This window comes from Shewanella putrefaciens, from assembly GCF_016406305.1.
Taxonomy (GTDB): domain Bacteria; phylum Pseudomonadota; class Gammaproteobacteria; order Enterobacterales; family Shewanellaceae; genus Shewanella; species Shewanella putrefaciens_C.
The window spans coordinates 3,941,385-3,961,135 of sequence record NZ_CP066369.1 but is presented as its reverse complement, the minus strand read 5'-3'; the positions used below and the strand labels follow the sequence as shown (position 1 = coordinate 3,961,135).

The following is a 19,751-nucleotide window of genomic DNA, read 5'->3' as shown; positions in this document are numbered from 1 at the left end:
GCCTCTCTGAGCTGGACTCGCAAAATAATCTTATCACCTAAATCCGTGGCAAGATCTATCCCTTACTTAGAATAATTCATGCTATTGGTAGTGCTAAACTGTCTATAAAATATGCGACCTAGAGCACGGTTACTACCGTCAAGCCTATCTGCGGGTTGATTTACCCAATATACCCCCTAGTAGTCCCCGCAGAATTTGTTTTCCTAATTGATTGCCCACAGTGCGCGCCGTTTGTTTGGCAAGGGTTTCGGCTAAACCTTGGCGGCGTTTATTGCCGAAAATAAGCTCGCTAAACCAACCCTGTTCTTCTGTTTTTGGACTCGTTTGATCTGTATTTTCAGAGGATCTTGATTCAGAGGCGGTTGATGGCGCGGGCTCACTATCAGAGCGCCGGTTGTGAAGTAATTCATAGGCCGATTCGCGGTTGATTAAGCGATCATATTTGCCACCAATAGGGCTTTGTGCGCGAATTTGTTGCAGCTCATCGAGCAATGCCGGCCCCATACGACAGCGGGGTGGGGCGATGAGCGCACGTTCTACCATAGTGGGCACCCCTTTATCGGCCAACATAGAGACTAAGGCTTCGCCCACCGCCAGTTGGGATATTACATCTGTGACGACGAGTTTAGGGTTGGGTACAAAGGTTTCGGCCGCGGTTTTAACGGCTTTTTGATCCCTAGGCGTGTACGCCCTAAGGGCATGCTGAATACGATTGCCGAGCTGGCCGAGGATTTCATTGGGAACATCATCTGGAAATTGTGAACAAAAATAAACGCCAACGCCCTTGGAGCGGATAAGCCGCATAATTTGTTCAACCCGTTTTAATAGGCTCGGCGGGCACCCCTCAAACAATAGATGCGCCTCATCGATAAAAAAGATCAGTTTAGGTTTGTCGAGATCGCCCACCTCAGGCAGATTTTCAAATAGCTCTGATAACAGCCAGAGTAGAAAACTTGAATATAATCTTGGTGTTAAAATGAGTTTATTGGCGGCGAGCAAATTGATGATGCCACGCCCCTGTAAGTTAGTGCGCATCAAATCTTCGAGTTGTAATGCGGGTTCGCCAAAAAAGTCTTTACCACCATCGCGCTCTAAACCGAGTACGGCTCGCTGAATTGCGGCGAGGGATTGGGCGCTAATGAGGCCATATTTGGCGGAGATTTCTTTGCGCTCATCGGCGACTAAGGTCAGCATGGCGCGCAGATCATCTAAATCGAGCAGCAACAATCCTTGATCGTCCGCCAGTTGAAAGACGATATCTAAAATGCCACTTTGAGTATCATTAAGCTCGAGGATGCGGCCAAGCAAGGTGGGGCCCATTTCACTCACCGTTGTGCGTAACGGATGTCCTTGAATCCCGGCTAAATCCCAGAACACGACGGGATTGGCCTCGGTTTGATAGTCCTCGATCCCGATTTGAGCCGCCCGTTGTAACAGCTTGTCGTTTGGGGTGCCCGCCATAGCAAGCCCTGAAATATCCCCTTTGATATCTGTGATAAATACCGGCACACCTTGGCGTGAAAACCCCTCGGCTAGGCTCATCAACGAAACGGTTTTCCCCGTACCCGTTGCCCCTGCGATAAGCCCATGACGATTGGCATATTTAAGATTTAAGTGAACCTGTTGCTCACCTTTCCCTAGGAGTAGAGTATTCAAGCGCAGTCCTTATCTTAATTTAACGATTCAATAATCGGTTTTAGGTGGATAAAAAATCATCACCCAGTGTTTTCCTTTAAAAAATCCCTGTCAACATCTGTTAGGTGCAGCCTTGATACAGGTCAGGTAAAGCTTGCCCATGTTAGCTTGATTAAGTGTAGCCATTTGGTTGAATTTATTGAGGCACCGAAGATGAAAATTCCATTGATTATGTTAGTCTTATCCGCATCATTACTCACATCGGCATGCGCCGATTTGGCCTGCTCCGCAAGGACAGATGTCGATCCCTATGGGCCAATGCTAGATCAACAGCGCTGTGTGATTGAGGCGAATAAACAGCTTGCCGAGCATGAAAAAGCCAAAAAGGCAGAGCAAGAACAACAGCTTAAAGCGGCCATGGATCGAGCAATCCAACGTAGTCAATAGCAAGTAGTTATGCCAGCCTGTGGGGCATTATCTGGCCCGGTAGGCAAGGGCAAATAGCGGGATTTATACATGGCGTTTGAGGATACTTTTCGGCTGAGTAGCCATGGGGTGATCACCAATGATCTCGGCCAAGTGCTGCTGCTTAAAGCAAACTATGGCAATTTTGCCTGGGGTTTGCCCGGCGGCGCCTTAGAACCCGGTGAAACCATTCACGAGGCGCTGCTGCGTGAATGCAATGAAGAACTCGGGCTCGAGGTGAACATTCAGTACCTGAGTGGTGTTTATTATCACAGTGCTTACCAATCCCAAGCATTTATCTTTCGCTGCGAGTTTGCGGCTGCCGATGCGGTGATTCGCTTGAGTCATGAGCATTCAGAGTTTGCCTTCCATGATATCGACACCCTCAGCGCGGTTCAGCAGCAAAGGATCAAAGATTGTCTTAATTTCAATGGTGTTGTTATAAGTGGGAAGTTTTAAGGCTTTGCCAGTAAGCAAAGTCGTGGGGCTTCACCCCCTGATTTTTTAATAAGAGTCGACCAAGGAGGACTGCTCGTCCTATCAAAAACGTCCATGTTAAACTGCCAGCTCGATATCCCTATCTCGCGCTCAAAGCGGCCGCTGGCCTTCGCCCTTGGATGCTCGCCCCTAACGGAGTTGAAAGCCCCTTGGGTATTAAGCGTTCTAATGCTATCGCGTCAGACGCTCGTCCGTGATTCGACTGCCGCTATCTCGGCATCTGATAGGCAGGATGCCTGAATGTCGTGAAGTGCATGGTCAATGATGTTCCATACATCATTCTGACATTTCCCATTTCCCTATGGGTCTGATGCACGAGAACGACCATGCCTCGCTCACGCAACGAACGCAAATGCCCTGCGGCAACTCCGAGGGGATGGTGTATTCCTTTGATTGTTGAGTTGTCTGTTGGTCACTTAAAGCATTAAAGAGTTGTGGATGTCCTGTTTCAGCTTGTTTGAGGGTCGCAGCCCAAACCCTGTTTGATTTATTTAATAAAATCAAAGTCAAAGTCGTGGGTCTTCAACCCACACCCGACCAAGGAGGACTGCTCGTCCTATCCTCCTTGGATGCTCCTTGACGCCCCTAACGGAGTTGAAATCCCCTTGGGCATTAAGCATTCTTATGCTATCGCGTCAGACGCTCGTCCCTGATTCGACTGACGCTATCTCGGCATCCATGCCTCGCTCACGCAACGAACGCAAATGCCCTGCGGCAACTCCGAGGGGATGGTGTATTCCTTTGATTGTTGAGTTGTCTGTTGGTCACTTAAAGCATCAAAGAGTTGTGGATGTTCTGTTTCACCCTAAGCGTGAAAATCACTGCTTTTTATTCTCTCCTGTATCCACGAAATTTAACAATCGGTGTCTTGATAAACTGATATCATTACCACCGACCAGTGCTTTTATAGACATGAACGAGCAAGTATGAATAGTCTTAAGAATTTTATCAAAAAAACAATATCTTATATATTGGATGCTATTTTAGTCTTAATTAATTTTTTTCTTGATTTGATAAAAGGTACTGAAAATCTTGCATTACATATAGGAATTTTTTTCAGTCCTATAAAGAGAATGAAAATGTCTGAGTGTATTAAGAACTCCATGGTTCAAGTTGATTACCGTACTTTCATTCATTTTTATCGATTTGAAGATATCGTTGCAAAGCATACTTTAGATGAATTAAATGAAATATCTAACATTTGTCTTTCCATATTTAGGGATCATTACCAGGGCAGAAGCATCAACTACGAACTAGAAGTTAACTATTTCTGTAGCCTTGTCTATCACACTCCCAAGGTTTATTGCCTTCGTTTGGAAGATGATGAAGCTCTAAAAAGTAAGTTAAAAAATGAATTGGCACAGCTAAAAGCTAATTACAAAATTTCTGATGACACGATGAATGATTTTGTAAAAACACTTTATAACTGCTTTATAAATCATTCTGTTAATGGAAGTTTCTCTGAATATCTCTGCAGCGATATTTATTTTAACGTTGCAAGTAAAATGTCATTTTCAAGAGAGTCTAATCCTGTTAGAAAACTAAACATTTGGTGAACACATCAATCCCATCTCAGCCTTAACCATTCCTTTATATGAATGCAAATTAAACTATCCATCCTCGTTAAATTTACAGAGTGTATGCTTGTAAGAAAGGGTTCAGATTACTGTTGGGGTTGGCAAGATTAAGCGCTGGCATGTAAGTGACCGTCCGTGACATGGATGTCACGGTCGAGCACACATGGATGTGCTTGCTGCGTGTCACTGGAATGACAGTGCTTAAGAATGGACAGTGCCATACCACTCTCCTTATGGCTCTTGTCTTATGCCTCTTGTCTTGTGGAACAGGCGCGCAGGCGGGTTTTCTTCTGTTATACTGCCTCCTCGATTTTTTGGAGGCGAGAATGGACGTATCTTCTTTACTTGACGGCCTAAATGATAAACAGCGTGAGGCTGTCGCGGCACCGCAATCTAGCATGCTAGTGCTTGCGGGCGCGGGCAGTGGTAAAACGCGGGTGTTAACCCACCGCATTGCGTGGTTAATGCAGGTTGAACAGCAGAGTCCGTACTCGATTCTTGCGGTGACTTTTACCAATAAAGCCGCGGCCGAGATGCGTGAGCGGGTCGAGAAGGTCGCGGGCACCAATATGGGGCGGATGTGGATTGGTACCTTCCACGGGTTAGCGCACCGTTTGCTGCGCACTCACTTCCAAGATGCGGGATTACCGCAAAGCTTTCAAATCCTCGACTCTGACGATCAAGTGCGTTTGATTAAGCGCATCCTTAAAAGCCTCAATTTAGATGAAAAACAATATCCACCTCGCCAAGCGCAGGGCTATATCAATGGTAAAAAAGACCAAGGATTAAGGCCAAAGCATATCGATGCGGGTGGCTTTCCGATTGAGCAAAATCTGTTAAAAATCTATCAGGTTTACCAAGAGTCCTGCGATCGCGCAGGCTTAGTCGACTTTGCCGAAATCCTGCTACGTGCTCACGAGTTATGGCTCAATAAGCCGCATTTGCTCGCCCACTATCAAGACAGATTCAAGCATATTTTGGTGGATGAGTTCCAAGATACCAACGCCATTCAATATGCGTGGATTAGAGTGCTTGCCGGGCAAACCGCCAATGTGATGATAGTGGGGGATGATGACCAATCCATTTACGGTTGGCGCGGCGCACAGGTTGAAAACTTGCATCGCTTCCTGCGGGATTTCCCGACGGCGACCACGATTCGCCTCGAGCAAAACTATCGCTCCAAGGGCAACATTTTGAAGGCGTCTAACGCCCTTATCGCCAATAACCCCGAACGTTTGGGTAAAGAATTATGGACCGACGAAGCCGATGGTGAGCCGATTTCCCTCTACTGTGCCTTTAACGAAATGGACGAGGCGCGTTTTATTGTCGGCCGTATCAATGACTGGTACGAAAAAGGCGGCAATTTAAGCGACTGCGCGATTTTATATCGCTCAAACGCCCAGTCACGGGTACTCGAAGAGGCCCTATTACACAAAGGTTTAGCCTATCGGATTTACGGTGGTTTGCGCTTTTTCGAACGCCAAGAGATTAAAGATGCGATGGGCTATATGCGCCTCATCAGCAACAAAAATGACGATGCCGCCTTCGAGCGGGTGGTCAACACGCCGCCCCGCGGCATTGGCGATCGCACCTTAGATATTTTACGCACTACCGCCCGCCAGCAGGAACTCACCCTATGGCAGGCGTGTTTGCGCCTGCTGGATGAAAAAGTGCTCGCAGGTCGCGCCGCCTCAGCGGTACGGGGCTTTATGGATCTGATTGTCACCCTGCAGGACGACACTCGCGATATGGCGCTGTATCGCATGGCCGACACTGTGATCCAAGCCTCTGGCCTTAAAGCCATGTACGAGACGGAAAAGGGCGAAAAGGCCCACGCCCGTATCGAAAACTTAGAGGAACTCGTCACCGCCGCGCGCACCTTCGAAATGCCAGAAGAACTTGAGGATATGGGCGAGCTTAACGCCTTTTTATCCCACGCGGCCTTAGAGGCGGGCGAAGGTCAGGCCGATGCCTTTACCGATGCGGTGCAACTGATGACACTGCACTCGGCCAAGGGGCTGGAGTTCACTATGGTGTTTATGGCGGGTGTCGAGGAGGGGATTTTCCCGAGTAAAATGGCGCTCGAAGAGGGCGACAGACTCGATGAGGAGCGCCGCCTCTGTTACGTGGGCATGACCCGCGCGATGGAAAAACTCTATATCACCTATGCCGAATCCCGCCGTATCTATGGCCGTGAAGATTACGCCCGTCCATCACGCTTTATTAAGGAAATTCCGCCGCAATATGTGGATGAAATTCGCTTGAAGGCGCAGGTGTCGACGCCGATGGCGAATAATCGTTTTAGTACCCAAAAATCGGCCGCGGCCAATGATACGGGTTTTAATGTCGGCCAAAGAGTCAATCATCCTAAGTTTGGCGAAGGCAAGGTCACCAACTTTGAAGGCAGTGGCGCGCAGGCCAGGGTGCAGGTTAATTTTAACGATTTTGGCAGCAAGTGGCTGGTGGTTGCCTATGCTCGCCTAGAGGCGCGTTAAGATAAGGTATTGGCTGGCTTGTTATTTTTTATGGCAGGTTTTACAGCTTTGAAACTCGCTTCGGGGGGAGCTTGGGTATATGATGCTCACCCTGAAAGTTGAGATAAAAATGTGAGCTCAAATTAGGAGTGGGAGTACCTAGTTAATGAATTTAAAGCAGAAGTGGGACGTATATTCCCGCCTGACTCGACTCGACCGCCCCATAGGTACGCTGTTATTACTGTGGCCATGTCTGATGGCCTTGATGCTAGCCGCCGGGGGGATGCCCGATCTTAAGGTCTTGATTATCTTTGTGGTTGGCGTAGTGATCATGCGCGCCTGCGGCTGCATCATTAACGACTATGCCGACCGCGACCTCGACTCCCATGTTGAGCGTACCAAGTCCCGTCCCCTCGCCAGCGGTGAAATCAGCACTAAAGAAGCGCTATTACTGTTTGTAGTCTTAGGTCTAGCCGCCTTTGGATTAGTCTTATTACTCAATGGATTAGTGGTTAAATTATCCGTTGTTGGCATTATTCTCACCATTATCTACCCCTTTACTAAGCGCGTGACTAACATGCCGCAAATGTTTTTGGGCATAGTGTGGAGTTGGTCTATCCCTATGGCCTATGCGGCGCAAACGGGCGAAGTGCCCATCGAAGCCTGGTGGTTATTTGCCGCCAATTGGTGCTGGACCGTCGCCTACGATACCATGTACGCCATGGTCGATAGGGACGATGATCTTAAGGTCGGCATTAAATCGACCGCCATACTTTTTGGTAAATATGACCGCCAAATCATCGGGTTATTTCAACTTGCCGCGCTGGTTTGTTTTATCGCCGCGGGCTGGAGTGCCGACCGTGGTTTGCTCTATGGCCTAGGATTGCTCACCTTTGTAGGCTTTAGCACTTACCAGCAGATGCTGATTTTTGGCCGCGAAAGAGCACCTTGCTTTAAGGCCTTCCTTAACAATAACTGGGCCGGTCTGGCATTATTTGTTGGCTTGGGCGCCGACTATTTGATTTAACGAGTTTCGCTCAAGGTTGGGAGATCTTGATGGATCATCCATTGGTTTTCTGGGGCTAATATTTGCTCTAAATCAATCTGGTTGACATTGTCTTGGGATATGACCTTGATCATTGGGCTCACCCTGCGGGGATAAGGCGCACCTTCGAGTGCGCGCACCGCGAGGTCGATGGCAATTCTTGCTTGCAGTACGGGGAAGTCGCTGACAGTCGCAAGTAGTTGCTTTTTCTGCACTAATTCTATGGTTTGTGCATTAGAATAAAAGGCAATGACCCTACCCGCTTGCTCACTTTGTCTATCTAAAAGTCGCACCGCAAACGTAGCCGCCACCGCATTGGCTACCACATAATCTATGCTTTGTTTTGTCAGTGTTTTTCGTACTAAATCGGCTTGAATGAATAACTCTGTCGCCCCGTAGCCCCCTTCTATAATCTCGAATTCATGCTTGGCCGCTGCTTGCCTAAATCCCTGTTCCGCGGCTATTACCCAAGAGGCATCTTTAGGGCCCGGAAACCAAGCCACCTTAAGCTTAGGTGAGCCTTTGTCTATAGACGTTAGTTGCTGCGCGGCAATGTAATCTGTCGCCGCGGTGGACATATCTTCAAAGCTGACTAAGGAGCGACTCGTGAGTTTGTCGGTCGCAATACCATTCACTAAATCGATAACAGGAATGCCCGCCGCGATGAGTTGTTCAATATCCGTCACGAGTCCGTCAGCCGTATTGGCGGCAATAATATAGGCTTGGGCTTTGAGCGCATAGCAATCACGGAGCTGCTGTTTTTGCTGCTCAATTTTGTCATATCCGCCGGCATCATAAATACCTAGGGTCACGCCTTGGCGCCGAGCTTCCTGGGATAGTCCAAAGGCTACGCCCCACCAATATTGGTCTTTACCATGGGGAAGTAAGGCGCAGATCCGCCAGGCTTTACTCGCTTGAGTGAGGGGGGTATATGTGCTTTTTTGTCCATCGGAAATGATATCCGCAGGATACCAAGTCGCCAATGCTGGGAAAACTGCATTCGTGAGGGCTATGAGTAAGGTCATTCTAAGCATAGAAGTTGCGAAAGCATTTAAGCGCATAGAGGCATCATGTTGAATGAATAATGGATTAAGCATAGATGAATGCGGCATTGTTACCCTAAAGCGTTTTGTTGCCAAGTTGTTTCTGTCTTGTTTGATTATTTGTCATCGAGGAAGGCTGTTACTTAGGTAATTGGCGTTGATATGTTGATTCTATTAGGATTTACACGTTTAAGCTTAATATGCTTGCTGTCTACGCTTGTATCCAGATCCGCGGCAGTGTACTTATGTGAGCGAGGTTCTGGAGGCTTTCTGAGCCATCGGGATGAATCGTCAAGGGATAAAACGTTAAAGGAGGTGGGATATGCCATGCCAGTTAACCCGATTATTTGGGATTGAATTACCTATTATTCAAGCGCCTATGGCGGGTGTTCAGGGCAGTGCGCTTGCTATCGCCGTCTCTGAGGCGGGGGGGCTTGGCTCGTTACCCTGTGCCATGTTGTCCCTTGAGGCGCTCGAGGCCGAGCTGACAGAAATCCGCTCAAAGACCACTAAACCTTTCAATGTGAACTTTTTTTGCCACAGTGAACCCGAGCCACAACTCGCGAAACAAGCGGCTTGGCTCGAGCAGCTTGCACCCTATTTCGATGAATTTAATCTTGATATTAATACTCAACCTCTTGGGGCACAGCGTAGGCCCTATAGCGAGGCGCAGGCTGAAGTCCTCGCTAAATTTAAACCTGAGGTAGTGAGTTTTCATTTTGGTTTACCTAGCGAAGCGCTGCTACTTGAAATCAAATCATGGGGGTCAAAGGTGATATCGACTGCGACCACCATCGAGGAGGCGCTTTGGTTAGAGGCCCGTGGTGCCGATGCCATCATCGCCCAGGGTTTAGAGGCGGGTGGCCATAGGGGGCATTTCTTATCTGGGGATTTAACCGAACAGTCTGGGACCTTTAGCCTACTGCCGCAAATTATTGCGGCGGTAGATATTCCAGTAATTGCCGCAGGCGGGATAGTGGATGCGAAAACCGTGCGCGCCGCCATGGCAATGGGCGCATCTGCAGTGCAGGTGGGTACGGCTTATTTACTCTGTCCTGAATGCACTACCAGTGATATTCACCGCGGCGCACTGCAAAGTGAGGCGGCGCAACATACGGCGCTGACGAACTTATTTTCCGGCCGCCCCGCCCGGGGTATTGTGAATCGTTTTATGGCCGAACTTGGGCCTATCAATGATGTAGTGCCGGATTTCCCCCTCGCCTCAAGTGCCGTCGCTGGGCTGAGAACCGCCGCAGAAGATCAAGGTTTCGGCGATTTTAGCCCTCTCTGGTGCGGCCAAAATGCCACTGGCTGCCAGGCGATTCCCGCCGCTGAACTAACAAGGCAGTTGGCTTTAGGTGTGATGGGAAGTAGTCCAAATATACGCGGATAAAAAGGAGGGGAATATTTATTCTAATTAGATGATTTATTGGCTTATCTAAGTTAGTCTGCTGTGCGTTTGTTGGATATCTTTATATAGTTAGGGCATTTGCCATTACTTACTAGCGTTAAGTCGAGGAGCAGTTTGACTATGGCACCTATTTTCAGTAATGCCGCGGTTGGCCGTACCCTATTAGTTCTGTTGTTGTGTGCTGGTGTATTCTTTTTTATCGACTTTTTAGTCCCCGCCTTAGCCGCTTTGATTGTGTGTTTTTCGAGTTGGCCGCTCTATCAAAAACTGCTGGCCAAATGCGGCGGTCGCACGGCATTGGCGGCGAGTATTGCCATGGTGTGCATTGTATTTGGCTTGGTCACTCCGTTAGTATTTGTATTTTCCTATGCTTTACAAGAGATTAGAACTTGGGTCGAATGGTTAGTTCATGCTAACCAACATGGCGCAGCCGTGCCTATATGGATCAAAGATTTTCCTGGGATAGGGGAATGGTTAACGCTCAAGTGGCAACAGTTTATCGGTGAGCCCCATGAGCTGGGTAAAATTGTCAGTGCCATCAGTGGTCAGAATCTGAGTGGCATTTCCCGTTGGGTGTTGCAATTGGGCTGGAATACCTTGGGATTATTATTGACCTTACTCTTTATGCTGATCACTTTGTTTTTCTTGTATAAAGACGGCGAACAAATCGCAAGGCAGTTGGATATTGTCGGCGAGCGAGTGCTACCAATACGCTGGCACAGTTTTTCCCGCGTGGTGCCCGCCACGGTGAGCTCAACTGTAATCGGTATGACACTCATCGCCATAGGTGAGGGCATTGTACTTGGCACGGCCTATTGGATTGCAGGCGTTCCTTCCGCCGTGGCCTTTGGGGTATTAACGGCATTTATGGCGTTGATCCCCGGCGGTGCGCCCACTATGTTTACGCTGATCTCCCTCTACTTAGTGGGGACGGGCGATCTTACTGCGGGTGTCGGGCTATTTCTGTGGGGAAGTATAGAGCTCTTTATCGTCGATAAAACCCTGAGGCCTAATCTTGTCGGTGGGCCGATAAAGTTGCCTTTTTTACCGACTTTTTTCGGTCTGATCGGCGGCGTAAAAACCATGGGTTTTGTCGGTTTGTTTGTTGGTCCAGTATTGATGGCCCTGCTGGTGGCCATTTGGCGAGAGTGGTTAAGGGAAGAGCCCGAAACGATACCCGCTCAAGGGGCTATTGCGTCTCAGTCTGATGATGTCAGCCAATAGATAAACTAAAACTTGGTGTAAACATCATTTTATTTCAAATGCTTGTTTGCGTTCATCCGTATAAAACCACCAAGGCAGAGGATCATCACCCGCCATAAAGCGGGTGATTGAAATAAACACATCGAGCATACAAGGGTCATGTTTTACCCCGGTTAATGCGTTGAGTGTGCGGTACATTTCGTAGGGATCTCTCCCCACGAGTTGCTGCGGGGTTTCTATGCCGAGTAACCGCAAATCCGCCGCACAGGCTTTGCCAATATTGGGTAAATCAGTCAATTGCTTAACCTCGGCACGCACGACTTTCGCTGGATTCATACTTATTTCCCTGTGATAAGCAGTATTCAAAAGCCCGCGCTGCCGAAGCGTGACTATTAGGCTTTCACTAGTTTAGTTAAATCCGCTGGGCGGTAATACACCGACTTTAATACCTTGCCTTGGCGTACGATTTTACCTGCCATTTCTACGTCTTTAGCGCATTTGGCGATGATGAAATCACCTTGCTGACTACCGACAATTTCAACGCCTTGCTCGGCATAAAAGGCGATAGTCTCGGCCAGTTCTTGCTCGTTACGGCAGACCTTGCTCATATTGCTCGAATGGACTTCATCCCAGCAGGCGATAAAGTCAATTTCACGGTTTTTGGCAACACACAGCAGCAGATCGATAAGGTAGCTGATTTCCAGTCTGTCACTCATTTGCTCAGCGCCTAAATGCACTAAACGACCCATCAACACGTAAACAGAATCCACAATGGCATCGGCCTGTTCGATACGGCTATCGGCTTCGGCAAGTTCAGTTAACTCTTCAATAATCAACGAAGTATGTAAGGTGTCGGCCTTATCATCCAATGAGCTGGCATGGTTGACGGCGAGGTCGAAGGTACTGCGAAACTCACTGATATCACGGTACAAGTGGTCATAAATAGGTTGCGTTAAACTGGTGAGTTTCATCGGGGGAGCCTTAGTTTTTTATCAATAGGTTTTACGAATAGATTTGCGAAATCGATTCATGGATAACAGCGGCAATTCTAAAGAAAGGTGGCGCAGAATACAAAGCGTGCTGGCCTTGAAGTAAAAATACCCGCTGCCAAATCGGGGAGCAGCGGGTTTCGGCAAAAATTAGGGTGGGGTACCGAATGGAGATTAGATTTACCGGCTCGGGCTAAGTCAGTAAAGACAGCGCCATTTACCGTGCTTTACGGGATTATTGAGCGTATTTGGCGATAAGCTTTTCCAAATAAGGGGCGACCTCTTTATCTGTCCAATCTAAATAGCCACGAACAAAGCCGACAAGGTTGCCTTTTGCATCAAACACATAAGTTGCAGGAACCACGTTGGCAGGGATGATCTGCTCAATGTTTTTGTTAGGATCGAGCCAGGTGCTGTACTGGTTAAAGCCATGCTGATTAAGAAACGGGCGCACTTCTGTTATTTCTTCATCAATTGAAATCGGCACTATGGCGATGTTTTTATCGGCAAATTGCTGTTTGAGTTTTTGAAGCTCGGGGATTTCCCTTAAACAGGGAACACACCAGGTTGCCCAGAGATTCACTAGCGTGAGCTTACCTTGATGCTGCTTGAGGCTTTGTGCTTGGCCTGCTTCATCGATAAAGGGCACCTCGGGTATCCCGCGGGCATGCTGCATCTCAATAAAACCCGTCATGACTCTCGGTTTAGGAATCGCTTCACCTGTGTCATAGAGTTTGTTTTGCAGTGAATGGGCCTGTACGACGCAGCTTAGCAGTAGTGAAGTACAAAGGAGCGTGAGCTTGGCTGTGTAAGATTTCATGGGTTAATCCTTATATTCAAACTGAGCGAGTCGCTTTGTCGGGAGACGAAGACTTGCGTTTTATCAAGGTGAGACCTAGGCCTAAACCCGCGACTAATAACAGCAGCGGGCCTAGCCAAAGCGCCAGTGTTGAGGGCTTAAACTCTGGCTGGTAACGGATTTTCTCGCCGTAGCGCTGCACCATAAAATCGAGCACTTCATCACGCTTATAGCCTTGTTGTAGTAGCGAAAAAATTTGTCCTTTAAGCTCATGGGCGATAGGCGCCTGCGACTCAAATAAGGTCTGGTTGGTTGCCATTGGGCAGCGCAGTTCTTTGCTGATTTCAATCGCTTGCCTTTGGTAGGAATGTTCCTGCTGGGCATCTTCCTGAGCGCTCGCAAAAAATGTTGCGCCTCCAAAGCAGAGTGCAAGCGACAACAACCAAAACAATAAACACAAATAGGGTGAGCGAAAGAGTGGATTCATTGGGTTACCGTCTCCCTTGATGATGAGCTTGGCATACTAAGCAATTCTGATTGTTCTACGCGGCGAGCTTGCCTTATGGGCCAAGCGGCAATGGCACCGCCGAGCATCATCAAGAGCGCACCGAGCCAAATCCAAGTGGCCAGTGGTTTATAACTAATGCGGATCAGGTATTCGCTGTCGCTTAATTGCACGCCCATTGAGACATAAATATCCCGCCAAAAACCGTGGTCGATCCCCGCGTGGGACATTTCCATTGCGTTGCTTTTAAAGGTTTGGCGTTGCGGCCTAACGTAACCGAGGATCACTTCATCATTCGCGCCATCGCGGATACTGATATTGGCTTGGATTGCCGTAAAGCTGTTGGTTTCGACATTCTCAGTGCTTTCATACACTAAGATATAACCCGCTAACGGCTTACCTTGGCCTGGGCCCATTCTAAGCAGCGCTTCTTCTTCAAAATTGGATACCGCCGAGGCACCGATAATCGTGATGGCAACCCCGAGGTGCGCGAGCATCATGCCGATAAAGCGTTGTTTTGAAATGCGGGGTTTAACGGGCGCGTTGGCTTGTGGTTTGGTTGTGTGCGTTAGTGATAGGGTTGCCGCTTGGTTTGCGCGTTTGCCAACGCCAAGGCTCACCAACAGCGTCAGTAATAGACATACGATAAGCCATAGGGCTGCCGCCGTACCCAGCAGTAAGAATAAACTGCTACCAGATGCCGCCTGTAGACTTACCCAAAAGGCGATAGCCAATACGCCAACGCCGAGCAGCAATATAGGAATAGCTTGAGCCTTAGAGGTATTTTGCCATTCAATGAGGGGAGCAATCCCCATTAGCAGCACAACTAAAAAGGTCAGTGGCACAAATATGGCGTTAAAGTAGGGCGCCCCGACCGAAAGTGTACCTAGGTTGAGTAGTTCATAAATCAGTGGATAAAAAGTGCCAAGCAACACCGAAAAGGCGGCAACCACTAAAATCACTATCCCGAGCAGTAATAGCGTTTCTTTACTGAACAGACCAAAGTCGATTTCACGCCGTAATAAATTGGCCTTGAGCGCAAAAATTAATAATGCTGCGCCGACAAAAATCACCAGCAAACTGAGGATGGACATACCGCGCGTCGGATCTGCGGCAAAGGCATGCACCGATTGCACTATGCCTGAACGCACTAAAAAGCTGCCTAACAAACTGAGGGAGAATGCCAATAAACATAAAAACAGTGTGGTAAGGGTAAACCCCTGGGTCTTTCGGGTGAGTACTAAGGAATGCACCAGCGCTGTTGCAACCAACCAAGGAATAAAAGAGGCGTTTTCAACGGGGTCCCAAAACCACCAACCGCCCCAGCCCAGTTCGTTATAGGCCCACCAAGAACCAAAGGCATTGCCACCCGTGAGGAAAATCCACGTCAGGAGTACCCAAGGGCGAAGGTAATCGAGGTGGCGAACGGGTAACTTGCCACTGAGTAGTGATGCCAGCGCTGCGGCAAAGCAAACCGTTAGCCCGACATAACCTAAAAACAACATAGGTGGATGCAGTATTAAGCCTATGTCCTGCAATATGGGGTTTAGGTCGCGCCCTTCGACTGGAATGTTAGGTAACAAGCGGACAAAGGGATTGGAAGTAAAGAGTAAAAACAAATTAAAACCTAGGATCACTAAGGCCAAAATAGCGAGTACCCGACCAAAGTAAGCCTTATCTGCTTGTAAGTTTTCCATATCGAGTTTGGCGCTATGGCTTGTTTGGCGCCAATTGATCACTGCGCCCCACAGCGCAATGGCAAATACCCAAAACAACATTGAGCCCTCATGGCTGCCCCACACGGCCGCAATTTTATAGCCCAGAGCGAGTTGACTATTAGAATGGTTGGCAACATAGGCGACTGAAAAATCATCGCTAATAAAGCTAAATATTAAGCTACACAGTGCGGCAAATAAGGTAATAAATAGTGCGTAAAATAATCTATTGCCAAAGGCGATTAAGTAAAAGTTATGCTGGTAGCTACCGATTAAATGACTTGTTGCCGACAATAATGCAAACACAGTACTCATGATCAGCAATATGTGCCCGATTTCTGGAATCATATTTATCATTGATATTTCCTGCATAGCATTAGTTAACGATTTACATTAATACCGAGATTAATGATGGATTAATTTTTTAGCGGTTAACCGCTACTGACTTATTTATCCTTGCCTGGGTAGATTAGATATTGAGTCTTTAACCATTCAACGATTGGCTCGCAGGGTAACTGAGTTTTTGCGGGCGGAATGTGATCTGCCTCGGCATTAAAATGGTCATTTATGACTTTGGTTATTTTTGAAAAATCAAAGCTGTTTTTAGGTTTTTTTAGATCTAAAAAAGTAGATTTGGCATCTAAAAAATTTCTTTTTAATTTTGTCTAAGCTTATGATTTTATTTTATTTTATTGTTTTTATTTTTATTGATTTCTGAATCAAAATTTAATGTGCTCTAGCGCAGGTTTTTCGCTTTTTCTCTCATTCATCATGCCGCTACTGGTCAATTGTTTATGTCGTTCAGTGAACAGTTAGGTTCAGTGGAAAATATAAAACTAATGATAAATTAGGAGTGAATGATGAAGCGATGGAAAACCAAAACAGCCCTAGGCGTGCTGTTTTGTTTAGGTTCTGCCGTAAGCGCTACCACAATCGCCTCCGATGCGAAATCGGATGGTAAAGTGGTCCCTGGAGTGGGTAATAAACAGCAATCCCACTATACTCAAGATATTTTGGCTAACCCCAATTTAAATGAAAATTTAATGGAACAATCCCGCGGTGTTAAAACACTGCAGGATTATATTGTTCAAGAGCAAGAATTGTTTGATTTTCTATTTGAAAATCACCCAGTTTTTAAATATGACGCGGAAGGTCGATTAAAGGGCACTTATAAAGTCAGTGACCGTGGTGAAGAATATTTACACGGCGGCGACAGTGTTGCTTATAGTAAACACAGTAAAGAAGTGAACTCAACCGATGGCACTGCGGTACGTTACAGTTCCTATAACGATGGTCAACGTCCTAAGGCACTGCAATATCGTTTAGGGGCAAAATCGATTCTCGATTTCCCTAACAAGTTTGTTGGCCCTGAAAAATGCGGTGAGTGTCATGGTCCGCAATACGAAAAATGGAGACGTTCACGCCACTCTAAGACGATTCGCTTCCCTGGCGAACATCCTGAGGTCGATAACGACCTGAAAAAAACCATGTATGGCACTAAAGATACTACGATTCTGCCATCGGGTATTACGCCAGACGCTATCTACGCCACTGTAGGTACACCACGTACCAAGTATGGTTTTATCGACGCCTATTTAGTGCGTGGTACTTACCATGTTAAAGACGGTCTATTGAAGGACGGCACTGGGACTATGGTCGCCGGTGGTAACCAATTCTCCCGCGGTTGGGCTGAGTGGTTAACCCCTGAAATGGCTGCAAAAATTAACAAAGCTATCCCAAGTTTTCCCGTCAAAATGGAAGACTTTGGTACCAGCGGTTCACACCAATGGGGCATGAGCTCATACGGTGCTAAGTACGAGAAGGAATTCCTATTCCAACCTGCTAGCTCCTATTGCGAAATGTGCCATAGCTTTAAGTTTGACTTCCAAACTAAAGATGAATTCTTCGCTGCCTTAGGTAACCCGAAAGAGCTGCAAAAACACACGATTTCTAAAGGGATTACCTGTGAAGAGTGTCATGGCGCAGGCGGTCACTTAGACGGTGGTATCGGCGGAGGTATGCCATCTAACTGTGAACGTTGTCACCAACGCTTCAACTTTGTTGAAGAGTTAGCTGAAACACCACAGGGTAAAGAGAAGCTGGAATACGCCTTCAACGTGAAGATGAAGTCTTCGTGTCCATCCTGTGGTACTGAAGGTTCGCAAATGTTTGCCTCTGCTCACTATGACAAAGGTATGCGTTGTTCAACCTGTCACGATCCCCACGAAGTGACCGATGGTGATTGGAAGTCTGGTATCACTAAACCAAAAATCATCAAAGAGTGTACTGAATGTCATACGGCCCAAGCCGAGATAGCCCAGAACACTAACACCCACAGCAACCAAACCTGTCAAAGCTGTCATATGCCAAACATGGGAAGCTGTGAAAACTTCACCGCAATCCAATATCCAGATATGGCGGGCTTCGACAACGTGCGTAAGTCACATATGTGGAAGATTGACGTCGATCCTCTGCGTAAGACCCTCAACCCACCTGAAGGTAAGTCTCGCGATGCGACCACCAAAGGCTGGACTGTGGCGAAGGATGAAAACGGCTACAACTACCTCGACTTGATGTGGACCTGTGCCCGTACTTCGGCTTCTGACCACGACGTTACTGAAAACAAAGGTTGTCATAGCCAGTTCCAATCTGAACTCGAAGTGGGTCTGCACTTTGAAGACCAGATGGAAATCTACGGCGAAGTTCAAAAGTGGCAAAAACCGGTGAAAGAAACCTTTGCCAAAGTAGAACAAGCCCTTGCCCGTATCGACAAGCTGTTAGAAGTCACCAAGCTGTCGGTTGAAGACAAGACGCAAGTGTTGATGTTGACCGACAAAGCCCAAGACGTTGTTCGCCTGATCAAGGCCGACGGCTCATGGGGCGCCCATGGCCCAACTTACTCACTGAAACGTCTCGATGCTGCCTTGACCTATGTCACTCAAGCCCAAGCCATTATTGATGGTAAAGGTCTGAGCGCACAGAAAATGTAGTTCGACTCGAGTCTAACTTGTCCCCGGCACAACCGTGCCGGGGAATATACGAGGCCAAATGATGAATAACGCGATCCGACAAAGCCTTATCGGCGGCTTACTGGCACTGAGCCTAGGGGGTATTAGTTTACCTGCCATCGCAGGGGGAGGTTCAGATCTCTCTGAAGCGCCCTATAACGAAATTCAGTTGAATCCCATTTCCATGCGGGAAGCTGAGACCTTAGTCGGTCAGCAAGGGGTTTATTTTTTCGACGTAAACACGCTGGAAATCTGGGCGGAAGGTTTTATCCCCGGGGCGGTTTTTTTCAATGTTCAAAATTGGAGAGAGTTACTTCCAAAGAATAAAGATGCGGTGATGGTGTTCTATTGTGCTAATCGCCTTTGCACCGCCAGCAACATGGCCGCACGGGAAACCATGAAGCTAGGTTACACAGGTGTGCGCCATATGGCCGATGGTATTTTCGGCTGGCGTATGTCTGGAAGAACAACAGAAAAACCATAGTAATCAAATAAATATTTTAATCGGTTATGGGCAATGTCCATACGTTTTCGGCTAACGCACCAGGCCTTAGGGCTAAATAGAAGAGAATATAAAATGAAAATATCTATGCCAACGTCTTTTATCCCAAAAACCATCACAGTGGCGACCTGCGCCGCTCTGTTTGTGTCTATGGCGAGCTTTGCCGCCCCGAGTCTTAAAACCGATGCAGATAAAGCGTCTTACAGTATCGGTGCCTCTGTCGGTAACTACATTTCTGGCCAGGTTTATAACCAAGTGGAACTGGGCGCAGAAGTGAATGTGGACTTAGTCGTCCAAGGTTTTGTGGATGCGCTGAAAAAGCAGCAGCAATTAACCGATGAGGAAGTGCTGACCTACCTCAATCAACGCGCCGAAGAGTTAAATCAAGTGAGAAAAGCCAACGCTGAAAAATTAGCCGCTGAAAACATCAAAGCGGGTGAAGCCTTTCTTGCTGAAAACAAAAACAAAGCTGGTGTCACTGTGACCGAGTCTGGCCTGCAATATGAAGTGCTGGTTGCGGGCGAAGGCAAAAAGCCTAATCCAGAAGATGTGGTGACCGTTGAATACGTCGGCAAGCTTATCGATGGCACTGAGTTTGAAAACACCGTTGGCCGTGAAGAGCCTACGCGTTTCGCCCTGATGAGCGTTATCCCCGGTTGGGAAGAGGGCCTAAAACTCATGCCTATGGGGTCTAAATACCGCTTTGTGATCCCAGCTAACTTAGCCTACGGCAATGAATTTGTAGGTGAAATTCCACCTCAGTCCACCTTGGTGTTTGAAATTGAGCTGAAAAATATCGAAAAGCCAAGTGAGAAGAAAGAAGCCCGCATGATGGGCATGATGCCCGCTCACTAAGGTTTGGTTTGAGAATTGGGGGCTGAG

The 19,751-nt window shown here is 47.6% G+C and carries 17 protein-coding genes; 10 read left to right on the top strand and 7 right to left on the bottom strand.

What is annotated here, in order from left to right:
- Nucleotides 1–144: 144 nt before the first annotated feature.
- Nucleotides 145–1,656 carry a helicase HerA-like domain-containing protein gene (locus JFT56_RS17260; RefSeq protein ID WP_198781215.1) on the bottom strand — a complete coding sequence of 504 codons (1,512 nt, stop codon included), beginning with the start codon at nucleotides 1,654–1,656 and terminating at the stop codon, nucleotides 145–147.
- Between the two features lie 192 nt (nucleotides 1,657–1,848).
- On the opposite strand from JFT56_RS17260, the gene JFT56_RS17255 reads away from it, so the two are divergent.
- The 5 genes from JFT56_RS17255 to ubiA all read left to right on the top strand — a co-directional run bounded on the left by JFT56_RS17255 (nucleotide 1,849) and on the right by ubiA (nucleotide 7,676).
- On the top strand, nucleotides 1,849–2,082 hold the full coding sequence (locus JFT56_RS17255) for a hypothetical protein (protein ID WP_198781214.1): 234 nt from the start codon (nucleotides 1,849–1,851) through the stop codon (nucleotides 2,080–2,082).
- 69 nt (nucleotides 2,083–2,151) lie between these two features.
- Complete coding sequence (locus JFT56_RS17250) at nucleotides 2,152–2,559, top strand: NUDIX hydrolase (protein ID WP_198781213.1); 408 nt, start codon at nucleotides 2,152–2,154, stop codon at nucleotides 2,557–2,559.
- Nucleotides 2,560–3,524: 965 nt separating this feature from the next.
- Nucleotides 3,525–4,154: a hypothetical protein gene (locus tag JFT56_RS17245; protein WP_198781212.1), complete on the top strand. Its 630-nt coding sequence runs from the start codon at nucleotides 3,525–3,527 to the stop codon at nucleotides 4,152–4,154.
- Between the two features lie 347 nt (nucleotides 4,155–4,501).
- A complete protein-coding gene (gene uvrD / locus JFT56_RS17240) occupies nucleotides 4,502–6,670 on the top strand; it encodes a DNA helicase II (RefSeq protein ID WP_198781211.1) in 2,169 nt (722 codons plus the stop codon).
- A 145-nt stretch (nucleotides 6,671–6,815) separates the two neighbouring features.
- Complete coding sequence (ubiA, locus tag JFT56_RS17235; protein WP_198781210.1) at nucleotides 6,816–7,676, top strand: 4-hydroxybenzoate octaprenyltransferase; 861 nt, start codon at nucleotides 6,816–6,818, stop codon at nucleotides 7,674–7,676.
- On the opposite strand, the gene torT is transcribed toward ubiA, so the two are convergent.
- Nucleotides 7,673–8,806 carry a TMAO reductase system periplasmic protein TorT gene (torT, locus tag JFT56_RS17230; RefSeq protein WP_233095534.1) on the bottom strand — a complete coding sequence of 378 codons (1,134 nt, stop codon included), beginning with the start codon at nucleotides 8,804–8,806 and terminating at the stop codon, nucleotides 7,673–7,675. The two genes, ubiA and torT, sit on opposite strands and share 4 nt — an antisense overlap.
- Before the next feature lie 253 nt (nucleotides 8,807–9,059).
- Here torT and JFT56_RS17225 point away from each other — a divergent pair, with 253 nt between their 5' ends.
- Nucleotides 9,060–10,130 carry an NAD(P)H-dependent flavin oxidoreductase gene (locus JFT56_RS17225; RefSeq protein WP_198781209.1) on the top strand — a complete coding sequence of 357 codons (1,071 nt, stop codon included), beginning with the start codon at nucleotides 9,060–9,062 and terminating at the stop codon, nucleotides 10,128–10,130.
- A 138-nt stretch (nucleotides 10,131–10,268) separates the two neighbouring features.
- Nucleotides 10,269–11,372 (top strand): AI-2E family transporter, encoded by a 1,104-nt coding sequence (locus tag JFT56_RS17220; RefSeq protein ID WP_198781208.1) that lies wholly within the window; start codon nucleotides 10,269–10,271, stop codon nucleotides 11,370–11,372.
- 24 nt (nucleotides 11,373–11,396) lie between these two features.
- Here the strand turns inward: JFT56_RS17220 and JFT56_RS17215 are convergent, their stop codons facing one another.
- From JFT56_RS17215 to nrfE, 5 genes are all read right to left on the bottom strand, one after another.
- A complete protein-coding gene (locus JFT56_RS17215; protein WP_198781207.1) occupies nucleotides 11,397–11,687 on the bottom strand; it encodes a helix-hairpin-helix domain-containing protein in 291 nt (96 codons plus the stop codon).
- A 56-nt stretch (nucleotides 11,688–11,743) separates the two neighbouring features.
- Nucleotides 11,744–12,322, bottom strand: a complete 579-nt coding sequence (locus JFT56_RS17210; protein WP_198781206.1) for a nucleoside triphosphate pyrophosphohydrolase family protein — start codon at nucleotides 12,320–12,322, stop codon at nucleotides 11,744–11,746.
- Nucleotides 12,323–12,575: 253 nt separating this feature from the next.
- Nucleotides 12,576–13,160 (bottom strand): TlpA family protein disulfide reductase, encoded by a 585-nt coding sequence (locus JFT56_RS17205; protein WP_198781205.1) that lies wholly within the window; start codon nucleotides 13,158–13,160, stop codon nucleotides 12,576–12,578.
- Between the two features lie 16 nt (nucleotides 13,161–13,176).
- Entirely contained in the window at nucleotides 13,177–13,626 is a 450-nt protein-coding gene (locus tag JFT56_RS17200; protein WP_198781204.1) for a cytochrome c-type biogenesis protein, read from the bottom strand.
- Nucleotides 13,623–15,716, bottom strand: a complete 2,094-nt coding sequence (gene nrfE / locus JFT56_RS17195; protein WP_198781203.1) for a heme lyase NrfEFG subunit NrfE — start codon at nucleotides 15,714–15,716, stop codon at nucleotides 13,623–13,625. Before nrfE ends, JFT56_RS17200 begins: the two co-directional genes overlap by 4 nt.
- A gap of 503 nt (nucleotides 15,717–16,219) precedes the next feature.
- Between nrfE and sirA the strand changes: the two genes are divergently transcribed.
- From sirA to JFT56_RS17180, 3 genes are all read left to right on the top strand, one after another.
- Nucleotides 16,220–18,349: a dissimilatory sulfite reductase SirA gene (gene sirA, locus JFT56_RS17190; protein ID WP_198781202.1), complete on the top strand. Its 2,130-nt coding sequence runs from the start codon at nucleotides 16,220–16,222 to the stop codon at nucleotides 18,347–18,349.
- A 58-nt stretch (nucleotides 18,350–18,407) separates the two neighbouring features.
- Nucleotides 18,408–18,851 carry a rhodanese-like domain-containing protein gene (locus JFT56_RS17185; RefSeq protein WP_198781201.1) on the top strand — a complete coding sequence of 148 codons (444 nt, stop codon included), beginning with the start codon at nucleotides 18,408–18,410 and terminating at the stop codon, nucleotides 18,849–18,851.
- Between the two features lie 93 nt (nucleotides 18,852–18,944).
- Complete coding sequence (locus JFT56_RS17180) at nucleotides 18,945–19,724, top strand: FKBP-type peptidyl-prolyl cis-trans isomerase (protein ID WP_198781200.1); 780 nt, start codon at nucleotides 18,945–18,947, stop codon at nucleotides 19,722–19,724.
- Nucleotides 19,725–19,751: the final 27 nt, after the last annotated feature.